The organism is Streptomyces sp. NPDC056527, from assembly GCF_042794475.1.
GTDB lineage: Bacteria > Actinomycetota > Actinomycetes > Streptomycetales > Streptomycetaceae > Streptomyces.
The window spans coordinates 25,392-46,442 of record NZ_JBHTTQ010000025.1 but is presented as its reverse complement, the minus strand read 5'-3'; the positions used below and the strand labels follow the sequence as shown (position 1 = coordinate 46,442).

The 21,051-nt window shown below is 71.5% G+C and carries 20 protein-coding genes; 8 read left to right on the top strand and 12 right to left on the bottom strand.

All coding sequences use genetic code 11. The annotated features are described in order from the left end of the window. The first annotated feature begins 153 nt into the window (after positions 1-153). Positions 154-567: a VOC family protein gene (locus tag ACFQ7Q_RS15535; RefSeq protein ID WP_383554659.1), complete on the top strand. Its 414-nt coding sequence runs from the start codon at positions 154-156 to the stop codon at positions 565-567. Between the two features lie 160 nt (positions 568-727). Here ACFQ7Q_RS15535 and ACFQ7Q_RS15530 read toward each other — a convergent pair whose 3' ends face one another. Continuing rightward, positions 728-1,102 carry an FKBP-type peptidyl-prolyl cis-trans isomerase gene (locus tag ACFQ7Q_RS15530; RefSeq protein ID WP_383554657.1) on the bottom strand — a complete coding sequence of 125 codons (375 nt, stop codon included), beginning with the start codon at positions 1,100-1,102 and terminating at the stop codon, positions 728-730. A gap of 144 nt (positions 1,103-1,246) precedes the next feature. Then, complete coding sequence (locus tag ACFQ7Q_RS15525; RefSeq protein ID WP_383554655.1) at positions 1,247-2,491, bottom strand: PP2C family protein-serine/threonine phosphatase; 1,245 nt, start codon at positions 2,489-2,491, stop codon at positions 1,247-1,249. Between the two features lie 245 nt (positions 2,492-2,736). On the opposite strand from ACFQ7Q_RS15525, the gene ACFQ7Q_RS15520 reads away from it, so the two are divergent. Further along, the gene (locus tag ACFQ7Q_RS15520; protein WP_383554653.1) at positions 2,737-4,815 is read left to right on the top strand and encodes a SpoIIE family protein phosphatase; all 2,079 of its coding nucleotides are present in this window, start codon (positions 2,737-2,739) and stop codon (positions 4,813-4,815) included. Positions 4,816-5,193: 378 nt separating this feature from the next. Here ACFQ7Q_RS15520 and ACFQ7Q_RS15515 read toward each other — a convergent pair whose 3' ends face one another. The 6 genes from ACFQ7Q_RS15515 to ACFQ7Q_RS15490 all read right to left on the bottom strand — a co-directional run bounded on the left by ACFQ7Q_RS15515 (position 5,194) and on the right by ACFQ7Q_RS15490 (position 10,202). Further along, entirely contained in the window at positions 5,194-6,606 is a 1,413-nt protein-coding gene (locus ACFQ7Q_RS15515) for an ATP-binding protein (RefSeq protein ID WP_383554650.1), read from the bottom strand. A gap of 204 nt (positions 6,607-6,810) precedes the next feature. Further along, positions 6,811-7,389 carry a protein-disulfide reductase DsbD domain-containing protein gene (locus ACFQ7Q_RS15510; protein ID WP_383554648.1) on the bottom strand — a complete coding sequence of 193 codons (579 nt, stop codon included), beginning with the start codon at positions 7,387-7,389 and terminating at the stop codon, positions 6,811-6,813. Positions 7,390-7,555: 166 nt separating this feature from the next. Further along, positions 7,556-8,338 carry a cytochrome c biogenesis CcdA family protein gene (locus ACFQ7Q_RS15505; protein WP_383554646.1) on the bottom strand — a complete coding sequence of 261 codons (783 nt, stop codon included), beginning with the start codon at positions 8,336-8,338 and terminating at the stop codon, positions 7,556-7,558. Next, positions 8,335-8,934 carry a TlpA family protein disulfide reductase gene (locus ACFQ7Q_RS15500; protein WP_383554644.1) on the bottom strand — a complete coding sequence of 200 codons (600 nt, stop codon included), beginning with the start codon at positions 8,932-8,934 and terminating at the stop codon, positions 8,335-8,337. Before ACFQ7Q_RS15500 ends, ACFQ7Q_RS15505 begins: the two co-directional genes overlap by 4 nt. After that, the gene (locus ACFQ7Q_RS15495; RefSeq protein ID WP_383554642.1) at positions 8,934-9,719 is read right to left on the bottom strand and encodes a thioredoxin family protein; all 786 of its coding nucleotides are present in this window, start codon (positions 9,717-9,719) and stop codon (positions 8,934-8,936) included. Before ACFQ7Q_RS15495 ends, ACFQ7Q_RS15500 begins: the two co-directional genes overlap by 1 nt. A gap of 261 nt (positions 9,720-9,980) precedes the next feature. Next, complete coding sequence (locus ACFQ7Q_RS15490) at positions 9,981-10,202, bottom strand: hypothetical protein (protein ID WP_383554640.1); 222 nt, start codon at positions 10,200-10,202, stop codon at positions 9,981-9,983. Here ACFQ7Q_RS15490 and ACFQ7Q_RS15485 point away from each other — a divergent pair. Beyond that, positions 10,195-10,512 (top strand): hypothetical protein, encoded by a 318-nt coding sequence (locus ACFQ7Q_RS15485; RefSeq protein ID WP_383554637.1) that lies wholly within the window; start codon positions 10,195-10,197, stop codon positions 10,510-10,512. The two genes, ACFQ7Q_RS15490 and ACFQ7Q_RS15485, sit on opposite strands and share 8 nt — an antisense overlap. A gap of 392 nt (positions 10,513-10,904) precedes the next feature. Further along, positions 10,905-11,636 carry a CAP domain-containing protein gene (locus ACFQ7Q_RS15480; protein ID WP_383554634.1) on the top strand — a complete coding sequence of 244 codons (732 nt, stop codon included), beginning with the start codon at positions 10,905-10,907 and terminating at the stop codon, positions 11,634-11,636. 8 nt (positions 11,637-11,644) lie between these two features. On the opposite strand, the gene ACFQ7Q_RS15475 is transcribed toward ACFQ7Q_RS15480, so the two are convergent. Together ACFQ7Q_RS15475 and ACFQ7Q_RS15470 are read right to left on the bottom strand one after the other, a co-directional pair. Continuing rightward, a complete protein-coding gene (locus tag ACFQ7Q_RS15475) occupies positions 11,645-12,352 on the bottom strand; it encodes a response regulator transcription factor (RefSeq protein ID WP_383554631.1) in 708 nt (235 codons plus the stop codon). Positions 12,353-13,196: 844 nt separating this feature from the next. Continuing rightward, positions 13,197-13,571 (bottom strand): hypothetical protein, encoded by a 375-nt coding sequence (locus ACFQ7Q_RS15470; RefSeq protein WP_383554628.1) that lies wholly within the window; start codon positions 13,569-13,571, stop codon positions 13,197-13,199. A gap of 259 nt (positions 13,572-13,830) precedes the next feature. Between ACFQ7Q_RS15470 and ACFQ7Q_RS15465 the strand changes: the two genes are divergently transcribed. Further along, on the top strand, positions 13,831-15,009 hold the full coding sequence (locus ACFQ7Q_RS15465) for an NAD(P)/FAD-dependent oxidoreductase (protein WP_383554626.1): 1,179 nt from the start codon (positions 13,831-13,833) through the stop codon (positions 15,007-15,009). A 71-nt stretch (positions 15,010-15,080) separates the two neighbouring features. After that, on the top strand, positions 15,081-15,971 hold the full coding sequence (locus ACFQ7Q_RS15460) for an RNA polymerase sigma-70 factor (protein ID WP_383554623.1): 891 nt from the start codon (positions 15,081-15,083) through the stop codon (positions 15,969-15,971). 339 nt (positions 15,972-16,310) lie between these two features. On the opposite strand, the gene ACFQ7Q_RS15455 is transcribed toward ACFQ7Q_RS15460, so the two are convergent. Further along, a complete protein-coding gene (locus ACFQ7Q_RS15455; RefSeq protein ID WP_383554620.1) occupies positions 16,311-17,834 on the bottom strand; it encodes an aldehyde dehydrogenase family protein in 1,524 nt (507 codons plus the stop codon). A 45-nt stretch (positions 17,835-17,879) separates the two neighbouring features. Next, positions 17,880-19,223 carry a GAF domain-containing protein gene (locus ACFQ7Q_RS15450; protein ID WP_383554725.1) on the bottom strand — a complete coding sequence of 448 codons (1,344 nt, stop codon included), beginning with the start codon at positions 19,221-19,223 and terminating at the stop codon, positions 17,880-17,882. A 228-nt stretch (positions 19,224-19,451) separates the two neighbouring features. On the opposite strand from ACFQ7Q_RS15450, the gene ACFQ7Q_RS15445 reads away from it, so the two are divergent. Together ACFQ7Q_RS15445 and ACFQ7Q_RS15440 are read left to right on the top strand one after the other, a co-directional pair. Next, positions 19,452-20,306: a bifunctional 5,10-methylenetetrahydrofolate dehydrogenase/5,10-methenyltetrahydrofolate cyclohydrolase gene (locus ACFQ7Q_RS15445; protein ID WP_383554618.1), complete on the top strand. Its 855-nt coding sequence runs from the start codon at positions 19,452-19,454 to the stop codon at positions 20,304-20,306. A 122-nt stretch (positions 20,307-20,428) separates the two neighbouring features. Further along, the gene (locus ACFQ7Q_RS15440; protein ID WP_383554615.1) at positions 20,429-21,040 is read left to right on the top strand and encodes a hypothetical protein; all 612 of its coding nucleotides are present in this window, start codon (positions 20,429-20,431) and stop codon (positions 21,038-21,040) included. The last annotated feature ends 11 nt before the right edge of the window (positions 21,041-21,051 follow it).

Genomic DNA, 21,051 nt, shown 5'->3' with positions numbered 1-21,051 from the left:
GCCTCTCGGAGGCTCCGTGCCCGCGAGACCGTGCTCGGTCGGGTGGCACGCCTTTGCCGACCGGACGTGCGACTGGAACCCACGGTTCGTCCGATTTAGACCGTTACGCCCCTATGATGCCCGTGCCATCCCCTCGTCCTGAAGGAGTATCTCGTGGCATCTCGCTTGAACCCGTACATCAGCTTCTCCGGCGATGCGCGGCAGGCCATGGAGTTCTACAAGAGTGTCCTGGGCGGCGATCTCAGGCTCAGCGGTTACGGCGAGTTCGGCTCGGAGGTGCCGCCCGGATACGACGACAAGATCATGCACGGCATGCTCGAGACGTCCGGCGGATTGACGCTGATGGGCGCCGACGTGCCGCCGGGCATGGAGCACAGGGCCGGGACCAACTTCGCGGTGAGCCTGAGCGGCGACGACGCGGACGAGCTCAAGGGCTATTGGGAGAAGCTGTCCGCCGAAGGCACGGTCTCCGTACCCCTGGAGAAGCAGATGTGGGGCGACGTGTTCGGAATGTGTACGGACAAGTTCGGCATCACATGGATGGTCAACATCAGCGAGCAGGCCTGACCGCGTCCCAGCTCGGTGAGAACGCAAGACTCGGCCGCCCCAGCCACTGCGGGGCGGCCGATCCCGTGGTGCGCCACCTGCCGCGCGAGCCGGCCGATCCCGCGCTCCCGTTCCGGCCCGACCTCCCGCCCTGCCGGGGCCGGTGAGCCGTAGGCCCGTCTCAGACGGAGAGCAGGTCCACCACGAAGACCAGGGTCGAACCGGCCGGGATCAACGGCGAGGGCGACTGCTTGCCGTAGCCGAGACGCGGGGGAACGATGATCTCGCGCCGACCGCCGACCCTCATCCCCCTCACCCCCCGGTCCCAGCCCTTGATGACCCTGCCGCCGCCCACGGCGAACTTGAACGGCTGGCCCCGGTCCCAGGAGGCATCGAACTCCTTCCCGGACTCGAAGGTGACCCCGACGTAGTGAACCCTGACAACCATGCCCGGCTTCGCCTCGGGCCCGTCCCCGACGACCAGGTCCCGGATGGTCAGCTCGGTGGGAGCGTCACCCTCCGGAACCTCGACCTCGGGCTTCGTCAGTTCACTCATCGCATCCTCATCACTCTCCGCCGGAAGCCCTCGCACGGACCAGCCGGACGCATGGACACTCCATGCGGCAGAGGGTCACGCTACCGAGAACGGCGATCCCCGGTGTGGTTGCCGTACGCGTCCGGTGCCGGGCGTTCCGCGGGCTCAGACGCGGACGACGACGAGGGCGATGTCGTCGCGGGCTCCGCTGGCGACGCCGAGTCGCGCGAGCAGCGCGTCGGCCAGCTGATCCGGGTCAAGGCCGGCGAGGTCACCCAGGGTGGTGGTGAGCCGGTCCAGGCCGGTGTCGATGTCCTCGTCGCGGCGTTCGATCAGTCCGTCGGTGTAGAGGACGAGGGTGTCACCCGGGTGGTAAGGGGTGCCGGCCTGCGGCCGGGGAACGTGCTCGGGTCTGGCTCCCAGCGGTGGGTCGGTGGCCTGGTCCAACAGCTCGAACGTGCCGTCCGCGTGCAGCAGCACCGGCGGCGGGTGCCCCGCGCTGGAGTAGACGAGCAGGTGGGAGCGGGTGTCCACGAGCACGCTGACCGCGGTCGCGGCGAGCGCGCCGTCCACGGAGCGGGCGTACATGCCCAGCACTTCCAGGGCCCCGGCCGGCCCGGCCACCGCCCGACTGGCCGCGGACAGCGCGCTGCGGAGCATGCCCATGACGGTGGCCGCCTCCAGCCCGTGCCCGACGACGTCGCCCACGGCGACGGTGAACCGCCCCTCGGCCAGGTCGACGGTGTCGTACCAGTCGCCGCACACGTTCAGCGAACCGATCGCGGGTAGATAGCGCACCGCCACGTCACTGTGCCGGGCCAGGTCCGGGGAGTGCAGCATCGCCTCCTGCAAGGTGACGGCGACCTCCCGCTCCCGGGCGTGCGCCGCCCGCAGCTCCTCGTTCAGCCGCTGCAGCTCCCGCGCGCGGGCGTACAGCTCGGCCTCCATCCCCTCCTCTCGCTCGGTCATCCGCCGCCCCTCGTTGCGGCCACGGAACCGGCGGAACCGCATGAATGCCGTCACGTCCTCGACGCGGTGGATGATCCACGCGACGCGCCCGTCCGCGTTCTTGACCGGGGTGTTCACCGGGGACCACCAGCGTTCCTCGAACACACCGGGCTGCGAGACGACGGGGATGTCGTACTTCTGCACCGCCATGGTGTCGGCCTCACCGGTGGCCAGCACCCGTCCCAGCGACGCCCCGAGGTTCTTCACCCCGTCCGCGCCCGGGTCGGCGGGATTGTCGGGGAACGCGTCGAACACGTGCTGCCCGAGCAGATCCTCCCGGGTGCGGCCGGTCGCCCGCAGGTACGCGTCGTTGACATCCACGATCACCAGATCCGGTGCCAGCACCAAATACGGGCTGGGCGTCGCGGCGAACAACGCACCGTGGTCGATCTCCGGCCTCACAGACGTTCCGATCCTCGTCCCGAGAGGAGCCCCCTCCGACCAGCGTACGCAGCGCTCCGGCCGACCGCGCCTCAGCAGGCCCGTCCGGCGGGACCGGCCGCAGTCACCCGGCCACTCCACTGCGGTGGCCGGGTGGGTGGGGTGGGCGTTGCATGGGAGGCAGCGCGGTCCACCTGTCTCGTCGAATGGGCGTTCACACAGTGGTTGGTGAAGATCATCCGGACAGCAGGTCCGTCCCCGAGGGGTTGGAGGACGCCGTACTGGACGCGCTCTTCTCCCAGTCGCCCATGGGCCTGCACGTGTACGACCAGGAGCTGCGTCTGGTACGGATGAACACGGCGGCCCGGCTGATGCGGGAGTTCCCGGTCAACCGGTTGCTCGGCCGTACGCTGCCGGAGATCCTGCAGTCCTTCGACATCACCGACCCCGCGGCCGTGGAACGGGCCGCCCGCCGGGTGCTGGAGACCGGCGTGCCCGAGCTCGACATGACCATCCGGTTCCGCGACCGCCGTGTCCCTCCGGTGGAAACCGTCTCCTCGGCGTCTGCGTTCCGCCTGCAGCGCGCCGACGGCACCGTGCTGGGGCTGGCCGCCGCGCTGACGGACATCACCGCCCGGATGCGGGCCGAAGCGGAGGTGCGCCTGCAGAACGAGGCGGCCGCGCGGATCGGAACCACGCTCGACATCTTCCGTACGGCGGCCGAGTTCTGCGAGGTCGTCTCCCCGGCTCTGGCCGACACCGTGACCGTCGACGTCTACGACGTGGTCCTGGGCGGCCGGGCTCCCATCGCGGACGCTCTCGACCGGGATCAGACCGTTCGACGCGTGGGATACCGCTCGGTCGCAGGCCCGGACGAGCAGGGCGTCCCCGCCGTCGGCGAGGTGGACGTGTACCCGCCCGGCACGCCCTACCGAACCGTCCTGGACACCCTGGCCCCCAAGCTGATCCGACGACTGCGCCCGGACGCCCCCTGGCTCGATCCCCGACGACGGCGGTATGCCCGGATCCTGAGCGCGCGGGCGCATTCCATGCTGCTGGTTCCGATCCGAGCGCGGGGTGTGGTGCTCGGCCTGGCCTGTTTCTACCGCTGGCGCGAACCGGCCCCGTTCGACCACCGGCACCTGAGGCTCGCGCAGCAGCTCACCACGCTCGCGGGCCAGTGCCTGGACAACGCTCGCCTCTACGGGCGTGAGCGCTCGGCCGCCCGCATTCTGTCCGGTGGTTTCGCACAGGCGCAGGCATCCGTCGTGACGGCCGTCGAACTCGCCCGCACCCACCTGCCGGCCGGCACGGGCGGTGGCTGGTCCGACGCCATCTCCCTCTCCGGATCCAGGGTCGCCCTCGTGGCCGGGGACACCACTTCCGGGACTTCGCGTCCGGCGGCGACGAGCGAGCTTCGCGCGGCGATCGAGGCGCTGGCCGACCTCGACCTGCCGCCGGACGACATCCTCCAGCGTCTTCACGACCTCGCCAGTCGTCCGAGCACCCCGCCGGACACGGCCACACCCGATGCGGGTGACGGAACGCCCGCCACCTGCCTCTGCCTCGTCTACGATCCGGTCACCCGCCTGTGCACCGCGGCGAGCGCGGGACACCCGTCACCGATTCTGGTGCATCCGGGCGGCGCCGTCGAACCGCTGGATGTCGCGGCCGGACCACCTCTCGGGCAGGGTCTCGCGGAGTACGCGCTCACGGAACGCGTCCTGCCCGAAGGGAGCACCCTGCTGATCTGCAATACCGCTCTGCTGACCGCGGCCGACGGCCGGGAGTCGCTGCTGAGTCGGTTGACCGACCTGTTCGCCGAACCGCAGCCCTCTCTTCAGGCCGCGTGCGACAGGTGTGCCGAGGCCCTCGCGCCCGAACAGCCGCTTCGCGACGCCTACCTGCTGCTGGCCCGCACCCGCACGCTGGGCGACTCCCAGACGAAAGCGTGGACCTTTCCCAACAGCCCGGAGAGCGCCGGGCAGGCGCGCAGGAGAGCCGTGGACCAGCTCACGGAATGGGGACTGGCCCAGGACGTCATCGACGACACCGCCCTCGTCGTCAGCGAACTGGTCACCAACTCCGTGCGCTACGCGAAGGGGCCGATCCAGGTGCGCCTCATCCACGACGGCACGCTCGCGTGCGAGGTCACCGACGACAGCAGCGCCAGTCCGCACCTTCGCCGCGCCCTGGACACGGACGAGAACGGCCGGGGCCTGTTCATCACCGCCCACCTCACCCAGCGCTGGGGCGTGAGGCCCTCAGGACGAGGCAAGACGCTCTGGGCGGCACGGACCCTCGCAACGGCTCCGGCCCCCGGTCACCCCCCTGCCGAGGCGTGACCGGGGCCGAACCGCAAAGGGCCCGAGTCCTGCGCTGCTCCGGCCGTGATGTCTCTGGAGTCCAGTGGGTCACCGGTGGGGTGAACTGGGAGCTTCGGCGTGAACGCGACTCCTCCTGACGGGGGTTGGTCCGGGACTGGTCCGGATCTTGGAGTGCGCTGGTGGGCGACAGGGATCGGGCAGGAGTGGGAGGTCGTGGAAATGACCGGAAGCGGGGAGGGTGCTTCCCATGGGTGAGGCTTACCCTGTCGGCTACGGCCGTTGGCCGTCGAGCCGGCGACTTTACGGACAGCCCCGATGGCCTGGACGAACTCCGTGGCGAGGACCGGGATTCCCTGTACGCCCTCCTGGAACGCGTCTTCGTCTGCCCGCTTGGTGTCAGTCGCCCGCCGCACTCGGCGCCGTACGAGCCGCGGCCGCCCTCCGACCCCTGCGGCGTGAGCGCGGACGCCCCGGCGCCGTGCCCGTCGACAGCTGGAAGGTGACCGCCACGCGTGCACCGCCCAGGGGGCCACGCGTGATGTGGACGGCGCCCCGGGCGGCGAGGGCCGCGCGACGGGCGATGTCGAGCCCGAGGCCGGTGGAGCCCGTACTCCCGCCGCGGGCGAGGGCACCGTCCGGGTCGGCGATGCCGGGGCCGGCATCGTGAACGGTCAGTTCCACGGTGTGGGCGGTGCGGCACACGGAGACTTCCAGGGCGGTGCCTCGGGAGGTGTACCGGAAGACGTTGCCCACGAGCGCGTCCACGACGGCCGTGATGTCCGCTTCGGGGAGGCAGACGGGGGTCGTCTCGTCCGTGATCTGCAGTGTGCAGGGACGGTCCTGCTGACCCGCGAGCACGGCCCAGAAGGCCGCGCGTCGACGGACGACGTCGGCGACCTCGCAGTGGTCCCCGCCCTCCCGCGGTCCGTCGGGCGATTCCTCGCCCCGCAGGGCCCGGCCCATCGGGCCGACGGCGAGCGGCGTGCGAGCCTCGGCGATGATCGCGTTGAGCTCCCGCTCCAGTTCGGCGACGGCCGTCTGGATGCGTCCGGTCTCGGCGCTCGGCGTGATCCGCTCGACCGCCAGGTGCAGGGCGGTCAGGGGGGTGCGGAGCCGGTGGGACAGGTCCGCGACCAGTTCCCGTTCGACGGCGAGCAGGTCCGTCATTCGGTCGGCCATGGTGTTGAAGGCCGTGCCCGCCTCCTTCAGTTCCGGCGGCCCCTTCGGCTGGACGCGGGTGTCGAGGTTGCCCGTGCCGAGCCGGCGTGACGCCTCGGCCAGCCGCTTCGCCGCCGTGACGACGGCGGCGCCGAGGCGGTCGGCGACCAGGACGGAGCCGCCGAGCAGGACGACCGCCAGACCCGCCATGACGCTCCACGACAGGACGACCCCCCGGGCCAGGTCGTCGTCGGGCACGAAGTTCTCCACCACCGCGACCCGGTCCTGGGGCAGGATCACCGGCTGCAGGTAGATCCAGCCGCCGGGCACGTCCCGGGAGATGGACTCGCGTTCCTCCTCGGCCCGGCCCAGCAGCTCCGGCGGAGCGTGGCCCGCGCCGCCGACCGTTCTGTGGTCCGGCAGATGGATGACCATGTGCTCGGCCGCGCGCAGCCCCGCCCCGGCCTCGCGCAGCTCGGCCGCGTCCGTGGTGAGGGCCAGGATCGGCGCCATCGCCGCCGCGCTCTGTTCGGCCGCCGTGATGCTCTGCTCGCGGGCGAGCGACATCACGAGCAGACCCAGCGGGATCAGGAACGACAGCGCCACCATGGAGGTGACGGCCAGGGCCACCCCCGCCAGGGAGCGCCTCACCGCGGGGCCCCAGGCTCGGCGCGGCGTCTTCGGGGCCCTCGGTTCACGGGTGCAGCGCTCCAACGGGTAGCCGTGTGCCCAGCGCCACGGTCGGGGATTCGGGTCCGGGGTCCGGGCGACGGGCCGCCGGGGGGTCTCCCGGTACCACGTCCTTCGGGAGGGGCGTATGCCGTCACCGGCCCCGTGATCCGGGACGACGGGCCGTCAGGAGGTGCCGAACGACAGGCCGTGCTCGCCGGTGCGCAGGGACACCGCCCGGTCGGCCACCGGGATCGTACACCCCTTGGTCGAACTGCAGCTCGCATAGCCGATCAGCACCTTCGCCTCGCCCGGAGCGGTCGCCCGGATCGGCAGCGTCAGCGTGACGGGGCCGTCGGGGTAGACCGGTACGGCGGCGCGCACGCCCGGCACCGTGATGCTCTTGACCGGCTTGTCCACCGTCATCTCACCGGTGGTGGCGACCGAACCGGCGGGACGGACCTCGGTCGGCCGCCCCACCCCTTCGACGCCCTCGGCGGGGAGCGCGGTGCTGTAGAGGTGGAAGCCGGCTTCGTCGGGCGTGAACGTGGCGACCAGGGTCCCCGCGTCGGACTTCCAGTCGGCCACGCTCAGCCGGACGGTGACGCCGTTCTCGTTGAACTCCGTCACGGCGACGGCGTGCGACGGCGCGGACTCCTGGCCGCAGCCGGTCAGCGAGACGGTGGCCAACAGGGCGGCCGCGGCCCAGGCGAGGCGCTTGCGCGCGGCGCGGGGGAGGCAGGGGGCCGGGTGGGGAGAGGTCATGGGGTGTCTCATGTCGCCTTTCCGGGTCTTTCTCGTGTTTCGGGGAGGTGGGCCGCACGCCGGGGGCGCGACCGGCCTTCGTGGGCACGGGGGAGTGGAGCCGTCCGGTGCACAGGGGAAGTCGAGCCCTTCCGGGCGCGTGGCGTTGGTACTCGGGTACCGGCGCTCACAGGGGCGCGGTCGTTCCCTGCAGCCGCACCTGCAGGGCGTACACCAGGTCGGTCCACAGACCGGTGACCAGCAGGATGCCGACGAGGACCAGAAGTGCCCCGCCGGCCCGCATGACGGTCCCGTGGTGGTTCCTGATCCAGCGGAAGGCGCGCAGGGCCCGCTGGAAGGCGAGTGCGGTGAGCAGGAAGGGCGCGCCAAGACCCACGCAGTAGCAGACCATGAGGAGGGCGCCGCGCCCGGCGCTGGCCTCGTTCCAGGCCAGGGCCTGCACGGCGGCCAGGGTCGGCCCGATGCAAGGGGTCCAGCCCACGCCGAAGACGACGCCCAGCAGGGGCGCGCCGGCCAGGCCGAAGGAGGGCCGGCGGCTGCTGCGCAGCTCGCGCTGGGTGAAGCCGGGCAGCCAGCCCGCGAATGCGAGGCCCATGACGATGGTGAACAGGCCGAGGACCAGCGTGATGCCGTCCTGGTAGGCGAGCAGGTTGCGCCCGACGAAGCCGAACAGGGCGCCCCCGGACACCAGGACGCCGCTGAAACCCAGAACGAACAGCGCCGCTCCGGCGACCATCCGCCCGCGCCGTCCGCCGTCCGCCTCGGCGAGGTCGGAGACCGACAGACTGGTGACGTAGCTCAGGTAGCCCGGCACGAGCGGCAGGACGCACGGGGAGAGGAAGGACACCAGGCCCGCGGCCACGGCCACCGGCACGGCGAGGAGCAGGGTGCCCGACACCGCGCCGGCGGTCGGCCCGGTGGCGAGCGCCGCCCACGTGGGGCCGGTCATGCGTCCTCCCCGGCGACCCGGTCCACGAGGGGCTCCAGACGCGCGCGGGTGACCGGACCGGAGATGGCGACGGCGATCCGGCCCTGCCGGTCGATGACCAGTGTGGAAGGGATGGCCTGCGGGTTGATCAGCGTGGGCGGGAAGGCCAGCAGCAGCTTTCCGTCGGGATCGTGAATGCTCGGGTACCGCAGACCGTAGGTCCTCTCGAACTCCCGGGCCGGCCCGGTGGAACGGTCGCGGACGTTGACGCCCAGGAGCTCCACGCCGCGCGGCGCCGCCGCACCGCGCAGCGCCTCCAGGTCGGCGGCCTCGGCGCGACAGGGGGCGCACCAGGAGCCCCACACGTTCAGGACGACGACTTTGCCGCGGTACGAGCGCAGCGCCAGGTCCCCACCCGTGAGGTCCCGGCCGGAGGTGTCGGGCGCGGAAGGGCGTTCGGCGACCGGCAGCACCGCCGCGGTCTCGACGGTGCCCGCTCCCGGCGCGGCGCCGTCCGCCCCCGCCACGGCGCCCCCGCCGCAGCCGGTGGCCGCGAGGGCGAGGAGGAACAGGGCGACCGTCGCCGACGCGCCGCGTCTGTGGCCGCGGGCCGTCATCAGGCCCACTTCCGCAGGAACGCGCCGAGGCCCGTCTCGGTCAGCTCGGGGTTGCCGGTCGAGTGCGTCTCGGTCACCACCTTGCCGTTGCCGTCGAGAACGACCAGGACGGGCATCTTGTACGCGCCCTCGCCGGAGCAGTAGTCGCGCAGGAGGTCGAAGGCCGAGGAGTCCTGGCTTCCGATGTCGACCTTGACCACGTGGTACGAGGCGTCCAGGAGAGCCCCCACGCCGCTCGTGGCGAACACCCGGTCGGCGGCCTTGCAGTTGCCGCACCAGTTGGCGCCGAAGTCGATCAGCACCCTCTTGCCGTCGGCCTTCGCGGCGGCGACCGCGGCCTTGACGGCCCCACGGGCGTCCGCACCGGTCGGGTAGCCGCTGGTGAAACCGGAGGAGCCGGAGGCGGGAGCGCTCTTCTTCGAGGCGGGCTTGGCCGGGGCGGGAGCGGCAGCAGTGCCGGCGGGGCGGGGGGCGGCCTTGGCCGTCGCTGCGGGATGCTTGGCCACGGGCGAGGAGGCGGAAGGGGTCGGGGTGACCGACGTCGCGGCGGCGGTGGGGGAGGCGGATGCCGTCGCCGCCTCCAGGGGCGCCGGGGTGCCGGTGCCCTGGTCGGCGGGTGCGTCCGGGGCCGCCGCCACCGACACGTTCTGCGCCGCGTCGTTCTTCGAGCCGCCCACTCCGAAGGCCGTGGCGACGGCGGCGGAGGCGACCGTGAGGGAGACGGCTGAGAAGCGGGCTAGGCCCTGGATGCCGGCGGTGCGTTGTCTGCGCCGATGTGCGGCCATGACGGATCAACCCCTTGTGTTCGGTGAGCTCTCCGGGGCCTGGAGGCGGCCGATGCCGGAGCGGGCGCAGGACGCGGCCGCGGCGTCCTGTCCGCCGGGGCCGGAGCGATCGTCCTGACCGACCGTGAGCCTAGGTGCCGAACACGCGTCCTGGACCGTCCTGATGCCACCCATCAGGCACGCTTAAGGAACTGCTCAGGTTCGCGACCGCGAGCCTTCCACCAGGGGTTCTCGGGCCGTCCGCGGCGTCTGCCCGAGGGCTCACACCTGGGTCTCGCGCACGCTGGCCTTCGCCGTCGGCACGACGGTCGCCGTGATCTGCGAACGGTGGTCGTCGCTGGTGAAGACGACCACCAGCGTGCCGGGATCGCTCTGAGCGGTGCTCGTGCGGAACCCCGGATCGGGAACGGCCGAGACGAAGCACACGCTGTCGCGGCCGTACTGGACGGTGACCTTGCCCCCCTCGGAGGGAACCGTGTGCAACCCGGGTCCGCCGCTGCACTTCGAGACCGACGGCCGGGGCGTGGACGGGACGGGCGCCCGCGTGACCGAGGGCGAGGGCGTACGGGTGGTCGGCGGCGGTGAAGAGGGGGACGCGGGCGTGGGGGTGGGCGCCTTCGGGGTCGCGACGGACGAGGCCGGCACCCCGACGAGGACGGACGGGGAGGGGTACACCGCCTGGACCGACCGCGCGGCGGGCGGGGTCGGTCGGGTCAGGCCGATGACGAAGTACACCGTGAGCATCACCGCGGTGACGCTGGCCGCGGTGCACGACAGCCATATGAGGAGATAGCGCAGGAGGCGTGGCACCGCATCAGTGTGGCCGACGCCCACCGCACCACCCACCCCGCCCTCGCTCACGGAGGCGCACGTGTCCCGTACGGCCGACGCGACCGGCGGCCCGACCTGGCGATCGCCCCGAGCCGGTCCCGAACCTGAGCTGTTGCTTAGGTCCTCCTGAGCGCATCCCTCAGACGGCGTTCTCGCAGCTTCGGCATGCCTACGCTCCCGTCTCGGCGCCGGCGGACCCTCTCCGCCGCACGAAACCCGCCCGAGCCGACGCGGACCTGGGCCGGCCCCGTCACCGCACCCGTACACCCCCTGGAGGAAACCGAGATGAGTCCCCGAGCCGCCCACAGACGTCGTGGACACCGCGCCCCGCGTCGCCCGCGCGTCACAGCCGCCGTGGCGGGACTCAGTACCCTGGCCGTCGCCGTCGTCTGCCTGGCAGGCGCCGAGCTCGCCGGCTCCGCGCACGACAAGGCCGAATCCGCCGCCCTGGGCGGCGGCCCGCCCGACCCGACGCCGACCACCGGACCGCCGACCGCACCGATGTCCCCGTCGGCCGCCCCGCACACCCGGGCGACCCTCCCCACCACGCCGACGGCCCCCTCGGCCACCCCACCGTCGTCCTCGGCCACCGCCAGGGCGGCGAGACCTTCCGCGTCCCCGGGCGCGCAGAAGCCCAGGTCCGCGCCCTCGGCCGCCGCGAAGCCGCCGGCCACCGAGCCCGACAGCGGTACGCGCCCGGCGGGCGGCGGCGAGGCCGAGGAGGTCGTACGCCTCGTGAACGTCGAGCGCGCAGCGGCGGGCTGCAAGGCTCTGACGGTCGACGCGGACCTCACCCAGGCGGCTCAGGACTACACCGACGACATGGCCGCCACCGGCAACTTCTCCCATACGGGAACCGACGGCTCCCAGCCGCAGGATCGCATCGAGGCGGCTGGATACACCTGGTCACGATCCGGCGAGAACATAGCCAAGGGACAGGCCGACGCGGCCGCCGTCATGGACGCCTGGATGCACAGCCCCGGCCACCGGGCCAACATCCTCAACTGCGGCTTCACCGAGATCGGCGTCGGCGTCAGCACCGACGGCGGCCCCTGGTGGACCCAGGACTTCGGCACTCCCTCCTGAGCCCCTCCTCAGTGCGGCGACACCAGCTTGATGCCCACCCCGCGAACGGTGCGCAGATAGCGCGGTGCCGAGGCCCGCTCGCCGAGCTTGCGGCGCAGCGCCGACACGTGCACGTCGATAGTCTGGTCCTCGATGTAGGCCTCCTGCCAGACCTCCGCTAGCAGCCGGTGCCGGGACACCACCGTCCCGGCGTGCCGGGCGAGAAAGGCCAGCAGGTCGAACTCCCGGCGCGTGAGGACCAGTTCTCGCCCCGCCAGATAGGCCGAACGCGCCGGCGGATCCACGGTCAGCTCACCGACCGTCACCGGACTCGACGCATCGGCGGGTGGGGCCTGCCCGGCGAGCGCGGCGGGGACCGCGGTGCGCCGCAGCACCGCCGAGAGCCGGGCCAGGAGCTGCGCCCCGGAGAACGGCTTGACGAGGTAGTCGTCGGCGCCCGCGTTCAGGAGCTTGACGATCTCGCTCTCGTCGTCGCGGGCGGTCGCGACCACCACGGGCACGTTCGATATCCCGCGGATCATGCGGAGCGCGTCGCCGCCGTCGAGATCGGGCAGGCCGAGGTCCAGCACCACCGCGTCCACCGAACCCTGCGCGACCTCTCGCAGCGCGCCGAACCCATCGCCCGTGCTGCGCACCGCATGACCGTGCTCCGCGAGGATCTCCATCAGCGAGGCACGGATGCTGGGGTCGTCTTCGACCACGAGTACGCGGGGCATGGCGGACACCCTACAACCGGCCGTCCGTCATCCGGACAGCCCTCACCAGGGCCCGATTCCGGGCGCGGGGCCTCCCGGATCACGGGTGATCCAGTGGACCGCTGCCCCCGCGCGTCCCCAGTACCGGAGAAGGCGTCTCGATCCCGCAGGCATGACCCCTCCGGAGCGGGGCGCCCGCGGCAAGGCGCCGAAAAAGAAGGAGTCATGACCGAAGTCATGAGGCGGGGCGCGTCCGTACCCGCAGTCACAGGAACCGTGACCACAGCCGTACCGGCCCGACTGGACCGCCTGCCTTGGTCGAGCCGGCACCGGATGTCAGCGGCCCGCTGATCCTCTCAACCGAATGCGCTCGCAGAGCCGGTCAGAGCATCGAGGTCCTCTTCCGCTTCTACGCCGAGTTCCTGGACGGCGTTCGAGAGCAGGCGAACCGTCTCATCGAGCAGTCCATGGAGGAACGGGACCGCGTCAGTCGGGGTGTTACCTCCTCAGCCGGACCGGACTTGGACCGGAAATGGACCGGAAGAGCTGTCAGGAGTGGGATAGCAGTGGGAGGAACACGGGAGTTGCACCGCATAACCCTTCTCACGCTGGTTGGCGCGGCTAGTAGGCGCTGCCGGGCAAACGTCCAGTTCAGGCGCCCTTCTTCGTCCCCCTACAAGAAGCCCAGCTTCTTCGGCGAGTAGGAGACGAGGAGATTCTTCGACTCCTGGTGGTACAGCAGTTGTACCCGTGCTGACCAGGTAAAACGGCAGCCAGTAGGGCCCCTTGGAGTGGGCTGGTCCGGAAACGGTCCGCCCGACGCGTGTGGACCGGACGGGGCGTCGAGTGCACGCCCACCGACCTGCTACCGCGTCCGGGACCGCCGCAGACGGGAGCGAATCCAGGTGGCCGAGGAGCTGATGACCAGGGTGAGTCCCATGACGGGGATGAGGGATGCCAGGGCGATCGGGCCGGGCCCGATGCCGTCGGCGAGTGCGATCCGTTGCGGGTCCCGAGATGCGTAAACAATGCTCAGATCGCTGCCTTTGTGGAACTTCTTGATGAGCTCGTCAGCTGGCAAGTTCGCCACCACAGGGCCGTCGGCGACGTCGAACGTCACCCGACATCCGTCGAAGCAGTCCGATGGCTCGTCCATGAGTACGGCGGTTGCACGCACCCCGCCTTTGAGGTCCCTCGTCTCCCGGATCGTCGAGGCCAGGAAGTAGGAGCCGACTGCCATGACAAGTACTCCGACAATGATGAGGAGGCCCGCTCGGGCGCGAGGGCGGCTGCGATCCGAGTGCGTGTCGGTCGATCGGCTTCGTGTGTCCATGCCCCCCCCGGGGGATCGTAGCCATGGTCGATCCCGGCCGGTGCGGAGAGAGCACCTCACCGTGGTGTGATGCAGGTCATATCTGCGTCCTGTCACGTTCCAGAGCGGTCACCTGTCCCATTGGTGTCACCGGTACCGAAGCCGGTGCCTGACCTGGGAGTTCGCTATGACCAACGACCACAACGTCGTCGTTCTCGGCGCTGGTTACACGGGCATGTTCACCGCGATCCGGCTGGCCCACCGCACCCGCCGCACCGGTGTGAAGATCACCCTAGTCAATCCCTCGGGTCGGTTCGTCGAGCGGTTGCGGATGCACCAGATCGCCGCCGGCCAGCAACTGGCCGTCCGCCGGATTCCCGAGCTGCTCACCGGCACCGACGTCACCTTCCTCCAGGGCGCGGCCACCGCGATCGACCCCGAGGCCCGGCGCATCACCGTCGACGACTCGATGCCCCTCGGGTACGACACGCTCGTCTACGCGCTGGGCAGCTCCACCGACACCAGCAACGTCCCCGGCGCCGAGGCCCACGCCTTCACCCTCAACAGCCCCGAGGCCGCCGGCCGGTTCGCCGCACGGACCGCCGAGCTCGCCGCCGCCGGCGGCACCGTCACCGTCTGCGGCGGCGGCCTGACCGGCATCGAGGCGGCAACGGAGCTCGCCGAGGCCCACCCGGGGCTGAACGTCACCCTGATCAGCACGGAGGAGCCCGGTTCCATGATGGGCGACAAGGCCCGCGCGTACCTCCACCGGACGCTGGTCCGCCTCGGCATCACCCTGGAGACCGGCGTCCGCGTCGCGAAGGTGCTGCCCGAGGCCGTCGATCTCGCCGACGGGCGGATCCTCCGTTCCGACGCCTGCCTGTGGACCGCCGGCGTCAAGGTACCGCCGCTCGCCACCGAATCCGGGATCGCCACCGACGACCACGGCCTGATCCTGACCGACGCCACGCTGAGGTCGGTGTCCCACCCGGAGATCCATGCCGTCGGCGACGCCGCTGCCGTCCGTATGGACTTCGGTCCGCTCCACGGCTCGTGCCAGAGCGGGCTGCCCACTGCCCAGTACACCGCCGACACCATCGCGCGACTGGTCCGCGGCAAGACCGTGAAGCCGTTCCGCTTCGGCTATTTCCACCAGCCGGTGAGCCTCGGCCGCAAGGACGCGGTCATCCAGTTCACCAAGGCCGACTTCACCCCGGCCGGCATGCGCCTCACCGGTCGCAGCGCGGCCTGGTACAAGGAACTGGTCAGTGGCAGCCCGCTGATGACGTACCGCTACAGCAAGCGCATGAACGTCACCACCCTCGTCTCCAAGGGCGGCCGCGCTACCTTGAAGCCCGTGGCATGACCGGCACACCCGCTCCCGGCGCCGTGATCCATGCCTTGCCGTCTGCTTCGCGGCGTCGGCAGGATGAACCGGTGATCGACACCGGCGCCGGGCAGGACCCGTACCTCGAACACCGCAGGCTGCTGTTCGCCACCGCCTACCGCATGCTGGGCAGCGTCACCGACGCGGAGGACGTCCTGCAGGATGCCTGGCTGAAGTGGAGCACTGCGGACCGTGACGCGATCAGCCACCCCAAGGCGTATCTGGTGCGCACCGTCACCAACCTCTCGCTGAACCGCCTCACCTCCGCGCGGGCCACCCGCGAGACCTACGTCGGCCCGTGGCTCCCCGAACCCCTGCTCACCTCCCCGGACATCGCTTCGGAGGCCGAATTGGCCGACTCCGTCTCCACTGCCATGCTGGTTGTCCTGGAAACGCTCAGCCCCATCGAGCGCGCCGTCTTCCTGCTCCGCGAGGTCTTCGGCTACTCGCACAGCGAGATCGCCGAGACCCTCGAGCGCCCCGAGCCGACGGTCCGCCAGATCGCCCACCGTGCTCGCACGCACGTCCGGGCTCGCCGCCCCCGCTTCGACGCCGACCCAGAGCGGCGCCGGCAGATCACCGCACAGTTCCTTGATGCCTGCGCGGGCGGCGACCTGAACGCCATGATGGAACTGCTCGCACCCGACGTGTCGGCGTGGTCCGACGGTGGCGGCAAGGTCACGGCTGCCCGCCGCCCGCTCCACGGCATCGACCACGTGGCCCGCTGGCTCCTGGGATTCCTTGCCAAACCCGAACTGACCGCCCTGACCATGGAACCTGCCGTATTCAACGGCGAACTCGGCATCCTCGCCACGCTCGACGGGCGCACCATCGGTGCCCTCTCCTTTGACATCGGTGACGGCCGCATCCACAACCTGCGCTTCCAGGTCAACCCCGACAAGCTCGGCGGACTCACCCTCGACAACAGCCTGGCACCCTGAACCGTCCAAGCTCGGAACCATTCGGAGAAGGAGACGGCTTCTTCTTCGACGACTTCGTCGCTGTGCTGCCGTTCGCGGGAGGCCCGGCAAGAAGTGGTCCGGATCTTGGTCCGGGGATACGCGCAAAGGGGACGGCACGCCCGACGTCTACCGCTACTCCACCCAGCACTTCGACTTCCACCACCGCCAGCTCACCCTGCACAACGGGGACTGAAGCCATCGGTCGGGCGACGAGCGCTTCGGTGGGAGGAACAGGAGAATCCGATGTCCGCGTCGAGCGGGTGGCGCCAGCGGCGCCTGACGGGCAAAAGCCCAGTTCAGGCGCCCTTCTTGGTGCCTCTAGAAGAATCCGAGCCTCTTCGGGGAGTAGCTCACCAGCAGGTTCTTCGTCTGCTGGTAGTGGTCCAGCATCATCTTGTGGGTCTCGCGGCCGATGCCCGACTGCTTGTAGCCGCCGAAGGCCGCGTGTGCCGGGTAGGCGTGGTAGCAGTTCGTCCAGACGCGGCCCGCCTGGATCGCGCGGCCGGCGCGGTAGGCCGTGTTGCCGTCGCGGGTCCAGACGCCCGCGCCGAGGCCGTAGAGGGTGTCGTTCGCCGTGCGGATCGCGTCGTCGAAGTCGGTGAAGGAGGTGACCGCGACGACCGGGCCGAAGATCTCCTCCTGGAAGATCCGCATGCGGTTGTCGCCCTCGAAGATCGTCGGCTGGACGTAGTAGCCGCCCGCCAGTTCGCCGTCGTACTCGATCCGCTGACCGCCCGTCAGGACCTTCGCTCCCTCCTGCTGGCCGATGTCCAGATACGAAAGGATCTTCTGGAGCTGGTCGTTGGACGCCTGGGCGCCGATCATCGTGTCCGTGTCCAGCGGATGGCCCGGGAGGATCTTCTCCGTGCGGGCGATCGCCGCCTCCAGGAACTCGCTGTAGTGGCCCCGCTGGATCAGAGCCCTCGACGGGCACGTGCAGACCTCGCCCTGGTTCAGCGCGAACATCGTGAAGCCCTCGAGCGCCTTGTCGCGGAAGTCGTCGTCCGCCGCCCATACGTCGTCGAAGAAGATGTTCGGCGACTTGCCGCCCAGCTCCAGCGTGACCGGCTTGATGTTCTCGGAGGCGTACTGCATGATCAGCCGGCCCGTCGTCGTCTCGCCCGTGAAGGCGATCTTCGCGACGCGCGGGGAGGAGGCGAGCGGCTTGCCCGCCTCCGCCCCGAAGCCGTTCACGATGTTCACCACGCCCGGCGGCAGCAGGTCGGCGATCAGACTCATCCAGAAGTGCACGGAGGCCGGGGTCTGTTCGGCGGGCTTCAGGACCACCGCGTTGCCCGCCGCGAGCGCCGGCGCCAGCTTCCAGACCGCCATCAGGATCGGGAAGTTCCACGGGATGATCTGCGCGACCACGCCCAGCGGCTCGTGGAAGTGGTACGCGACGGTGTCGTCGTCGATCTCGCTCAGCCCGCCCTCCTGGCCGCGCAGCGCGCCCGCGAAGTAGCGGAAGTGGTCGATCGCCAGCGGGATGTCGGCGGCCAGGGTCTCGCGGACCGGCTTGCCGTTCTCCCAGCTCTCCGCGACCGCCAGCCGCTCCAGGTTCGCCTCCATCCTGTCGGCGATCCGGAGGAGGACGTTCGACCGCTCGGTCGGCGCCGTACGGCCCCAGGCCGGAGCCGCCGCATGCGCCGCGTCCAGGGCGCGCTCCACGTCCTCCGCCGTGCCGCGGGCGACCTCGGTGAAAGGACGGCCGTCGACCGGGCTCGGGTTCTCGAAGTACTGCCCCCGGGCCGGGGCGACGTACTCACCGCCGATCCAGTGGTCGTAGCGGGCCTGGTACGACATGATCGCGCCCTTGGTACCGGGTGCGGCGTAACGGGTCATGGACATGGCCTCCCTCGGACCGCGCCGACCGACCCTGGCCGGCGCTCACCGCCGAGAGTGCGCCGCCCGACGTTGCAACACCGTTGCGCCCGCCGACAGTTCCTCGTCCAGCGCCCGCAACCGGGCCAACACGGGCGCCAGCCCGGTATCCGGTACGACCTCCGACAGCGCCCGCCACATCTCCACGTCGTCCTCGCCCCAGGCGCTGTACGTCCAGTCCGCGAGCAGACCCGGATCGCCCCGGTCCACCAGCGCCGCCCGCAGCCGGTCCGCGAGCCGCTCGCGCAGCCGTACGACCCCGGGGGCGCGCGATGCGGGCAGCAGCGGCCCCGCGTACTCGCCGAGCGCCGCCGAGACCGCGCCCGAACCGAGCCGCCGGTCGACCGCGCCGAAGTCGGCGTCCACCACCGCGTCGAGCCGGTACGGACGGGAGCGCAACAGCTCCGCGCCGAGCAGCCCGCGCAGCCGTGACAGCTCCGCCCGCAGCGTGACCGGGGTGACCGACTCGTCCTCGTACAGGAGCGTCAGCAGTTCGTCGCCGCCGACCCCGTCGGGACGGTGCGCGAGGACGACCAGGATCTCGCTGTGCCGCCGGCTCAGCCGCAGCCGGCGCCCGCCCACGCTCAGCAGCGCCTCGTCCCGGCCCAGGGCGGTCAGTCGCACCCGGTCCGCGGCCGGCGCGGGAGCGAGCAGGGCGAGCTGGGACTCGGCCGCCCGCGCCACGGCCTGCACGAACGCGAGGCTGTGCGGATGGGCGAGCCGGTCCCCGCCCGTGATGTCGACCGCGCCGAGCAGCCGCCCGGTCCGTGGATCGTGTACGGGAGCGGCGGCGCAGGTCCACGCCTGCACGGGCCGCCGGAAGTGCTCGGCGCTGAACACCTGCACCGGCCGGTCCACGGCGATCGCGGTCCCCGGCGCGTTCGTCCCTGCCACCGACTCCGACCAACGCGCGCCGGCGACGAAGTTCATCGCGCGGGCCCGACGCAGCGTCCCGGGATGCCCCTCCACCCACAGCATCCGCCCGGCCGCGTCGCAGACCGCGAGCAGATGCTCCCCGTCCGTCGCGTACGCGCCCATCAGCTCACGGATCACCGGCATCGCGGCGGACAGCGGATGCTCCTCCCGGTGCCCGGCGAGCTCCTCGTCGGCCAGCTCCACACAGGCCGCGCCGTCCGGGCTCACCCGCGCCCGCGCCGAGCGCCGCCAGGAATCGGCGACCAGGGGCCGTACCGGAGGGAGCTGCACCCGGCCGCCGCTGGTGAACGCGTCGTGCGCCCGCCGCAGCGCCCCCGCGTCCGGCTCCGACGCCACCCACGCATCCTCCGACGCCACCCACGCATCGCTCAACTCGGCCTCCACGTCGAGGTCCACCGTTCCCTTCGTGGTCATCGTCGTGCGCGCGGGGGCCGCCCACAAGCGTCCGGACACCGCGGCATATGCACCCTGTCCTGACACCGCCGCCGGGCCCTCACGTAGAGTGGGGCTCGGGCCGTGACTGGCGCTTGAGGTGGATCACCACCGGGGAGCGGCCCCGCCGGACCCCGCGCACCCGCGCGGATCCGTCGCTGCCGTGCGCCTGGGCGATCACCTGTCATCGACGACGCCCAGGAGTGGCCCATGTCCACCAGCACCGCCTCCCTCATGGACGGCACCGCGCTCGCCCGCCGCACGGTCGAGGAGACCGCCGCCCGCGCCGCCGAGATCACCCGCCGCACCGGCGTCACGCCCTGTCTCGCCACGGTCCTCGTCGGCGAGGACCCGGCCTCCGTCACGTACGTGAAGATGAAGCAGAACCGCTGCGCGAAGGCCGGAATCCGCTCCAAGCACGTCGAGCTGCCCGCCTCGACGACGACCGGGGAACTCGTCGCCGCGATCACCGCGCTCTCCGAGGACCCCGAGGTCCACGGCATCCTGCTCCAGCACCCGGTCGGACCGCACATCGACGAGCGCGCCGCCTTCGAGGCGATCGCGCCGGAGAAGGACGTCGACGGCGTCACCATGGCCTCCTTCGCCGCCATGGGCTTCGGCCTCCCGGGCTTCGTCTCCTGCACGCCCGGCGGCATCATGCGCCTGCTCGATGCGTACGACGTCGAGCTCAGCGGCAAGCGGGCCGTCGTCGTCGGCCGCTCCGCGATCCTCGGCAAGCCGGCCGGCCTGCTGCTCCTCGGCCGCGACGCCACCGTCACGTACTGCCACTCGCGCACCACCGAGCTCTCCTCGATCGTCCGCGAGGCCGACATCCTCGTGGCCGCCGTGGGCAAGCCCCGCTTCATCAAGGGCGAGGACATCAAGCCCGGCGCGGTCGTGATCGACGCGGGCTACAACCCCGGCAACATCGGCGACGTCGACTTCGAGACCGCGGCCGAGCGGGCCTCGCTCATCACGCCCGTCCCCGGTGGCGTGGGCCCGATGACCATCGCCGTGCTCCTCGCGCAGACCGTCGAAGGGGCGGAGCGGCAGCTCGGCCTCTAGCACGAGGCGGGGGTGTCGCGCGACCCCTGGGTGAACGGACTTTGTCACCGTTCTGTACGCGGTGTGCTTCAACTTTCCTTCAGGTAAAGGAAACTGACGGTTCGTGAGCGACTCTGGTCGCCATGTCCCGGCTCCCCGTCGACCTGCTGTCGCCGCTGCGGCTCCTCCTCGTGCCCGTCGTTCTCCTGGTGGCGGGTCTCGTGGTCGTGAGCTGTCACGGTGGCCGGGGCGCGAGCCGGTTCACGGCGGACCCGGGGGACCGGGGGGATCTGCGCTCCGCGACAGCGCAGGCCGCGAGCCGTGAGCTCGCACCCCAGGGCGGGGCCGCGACGCCCCGCCCCTGGTCCGGCCCGTCCGGAGCGAGGTCGCCCGTGCCGTACGAGCGGCTCGCGCCGGGGGAGTGCTTCGACATCGACCGGGAGGCGCCGGGCACCGTCGTGCGGCGCGGCTGCGAGCAGCCGCACGACGCCCAACTCGTCGTCGTGCTCAGGCTGACCGGCGACCACGGCACCGACCGGGACGTACGCGACGGCGCAGCGGCCCTCTGCCGCGAGCCGCTGCGCCGCAAGGCCGCGGAGCAGCCGTACGGCACGCGCTGGACCACCTTCGTCCAGTACCCGTACCGCAGCAGCTACCTCCTCGGCTCCGACACCGTGGCCTGCAGCCTCGCCGCGCACACCCCGAACTCCGCCACGGGCGGCGCGGCCCGCCAGCTCACCGCGCCACTCCGGTGACAGGGGCAAGG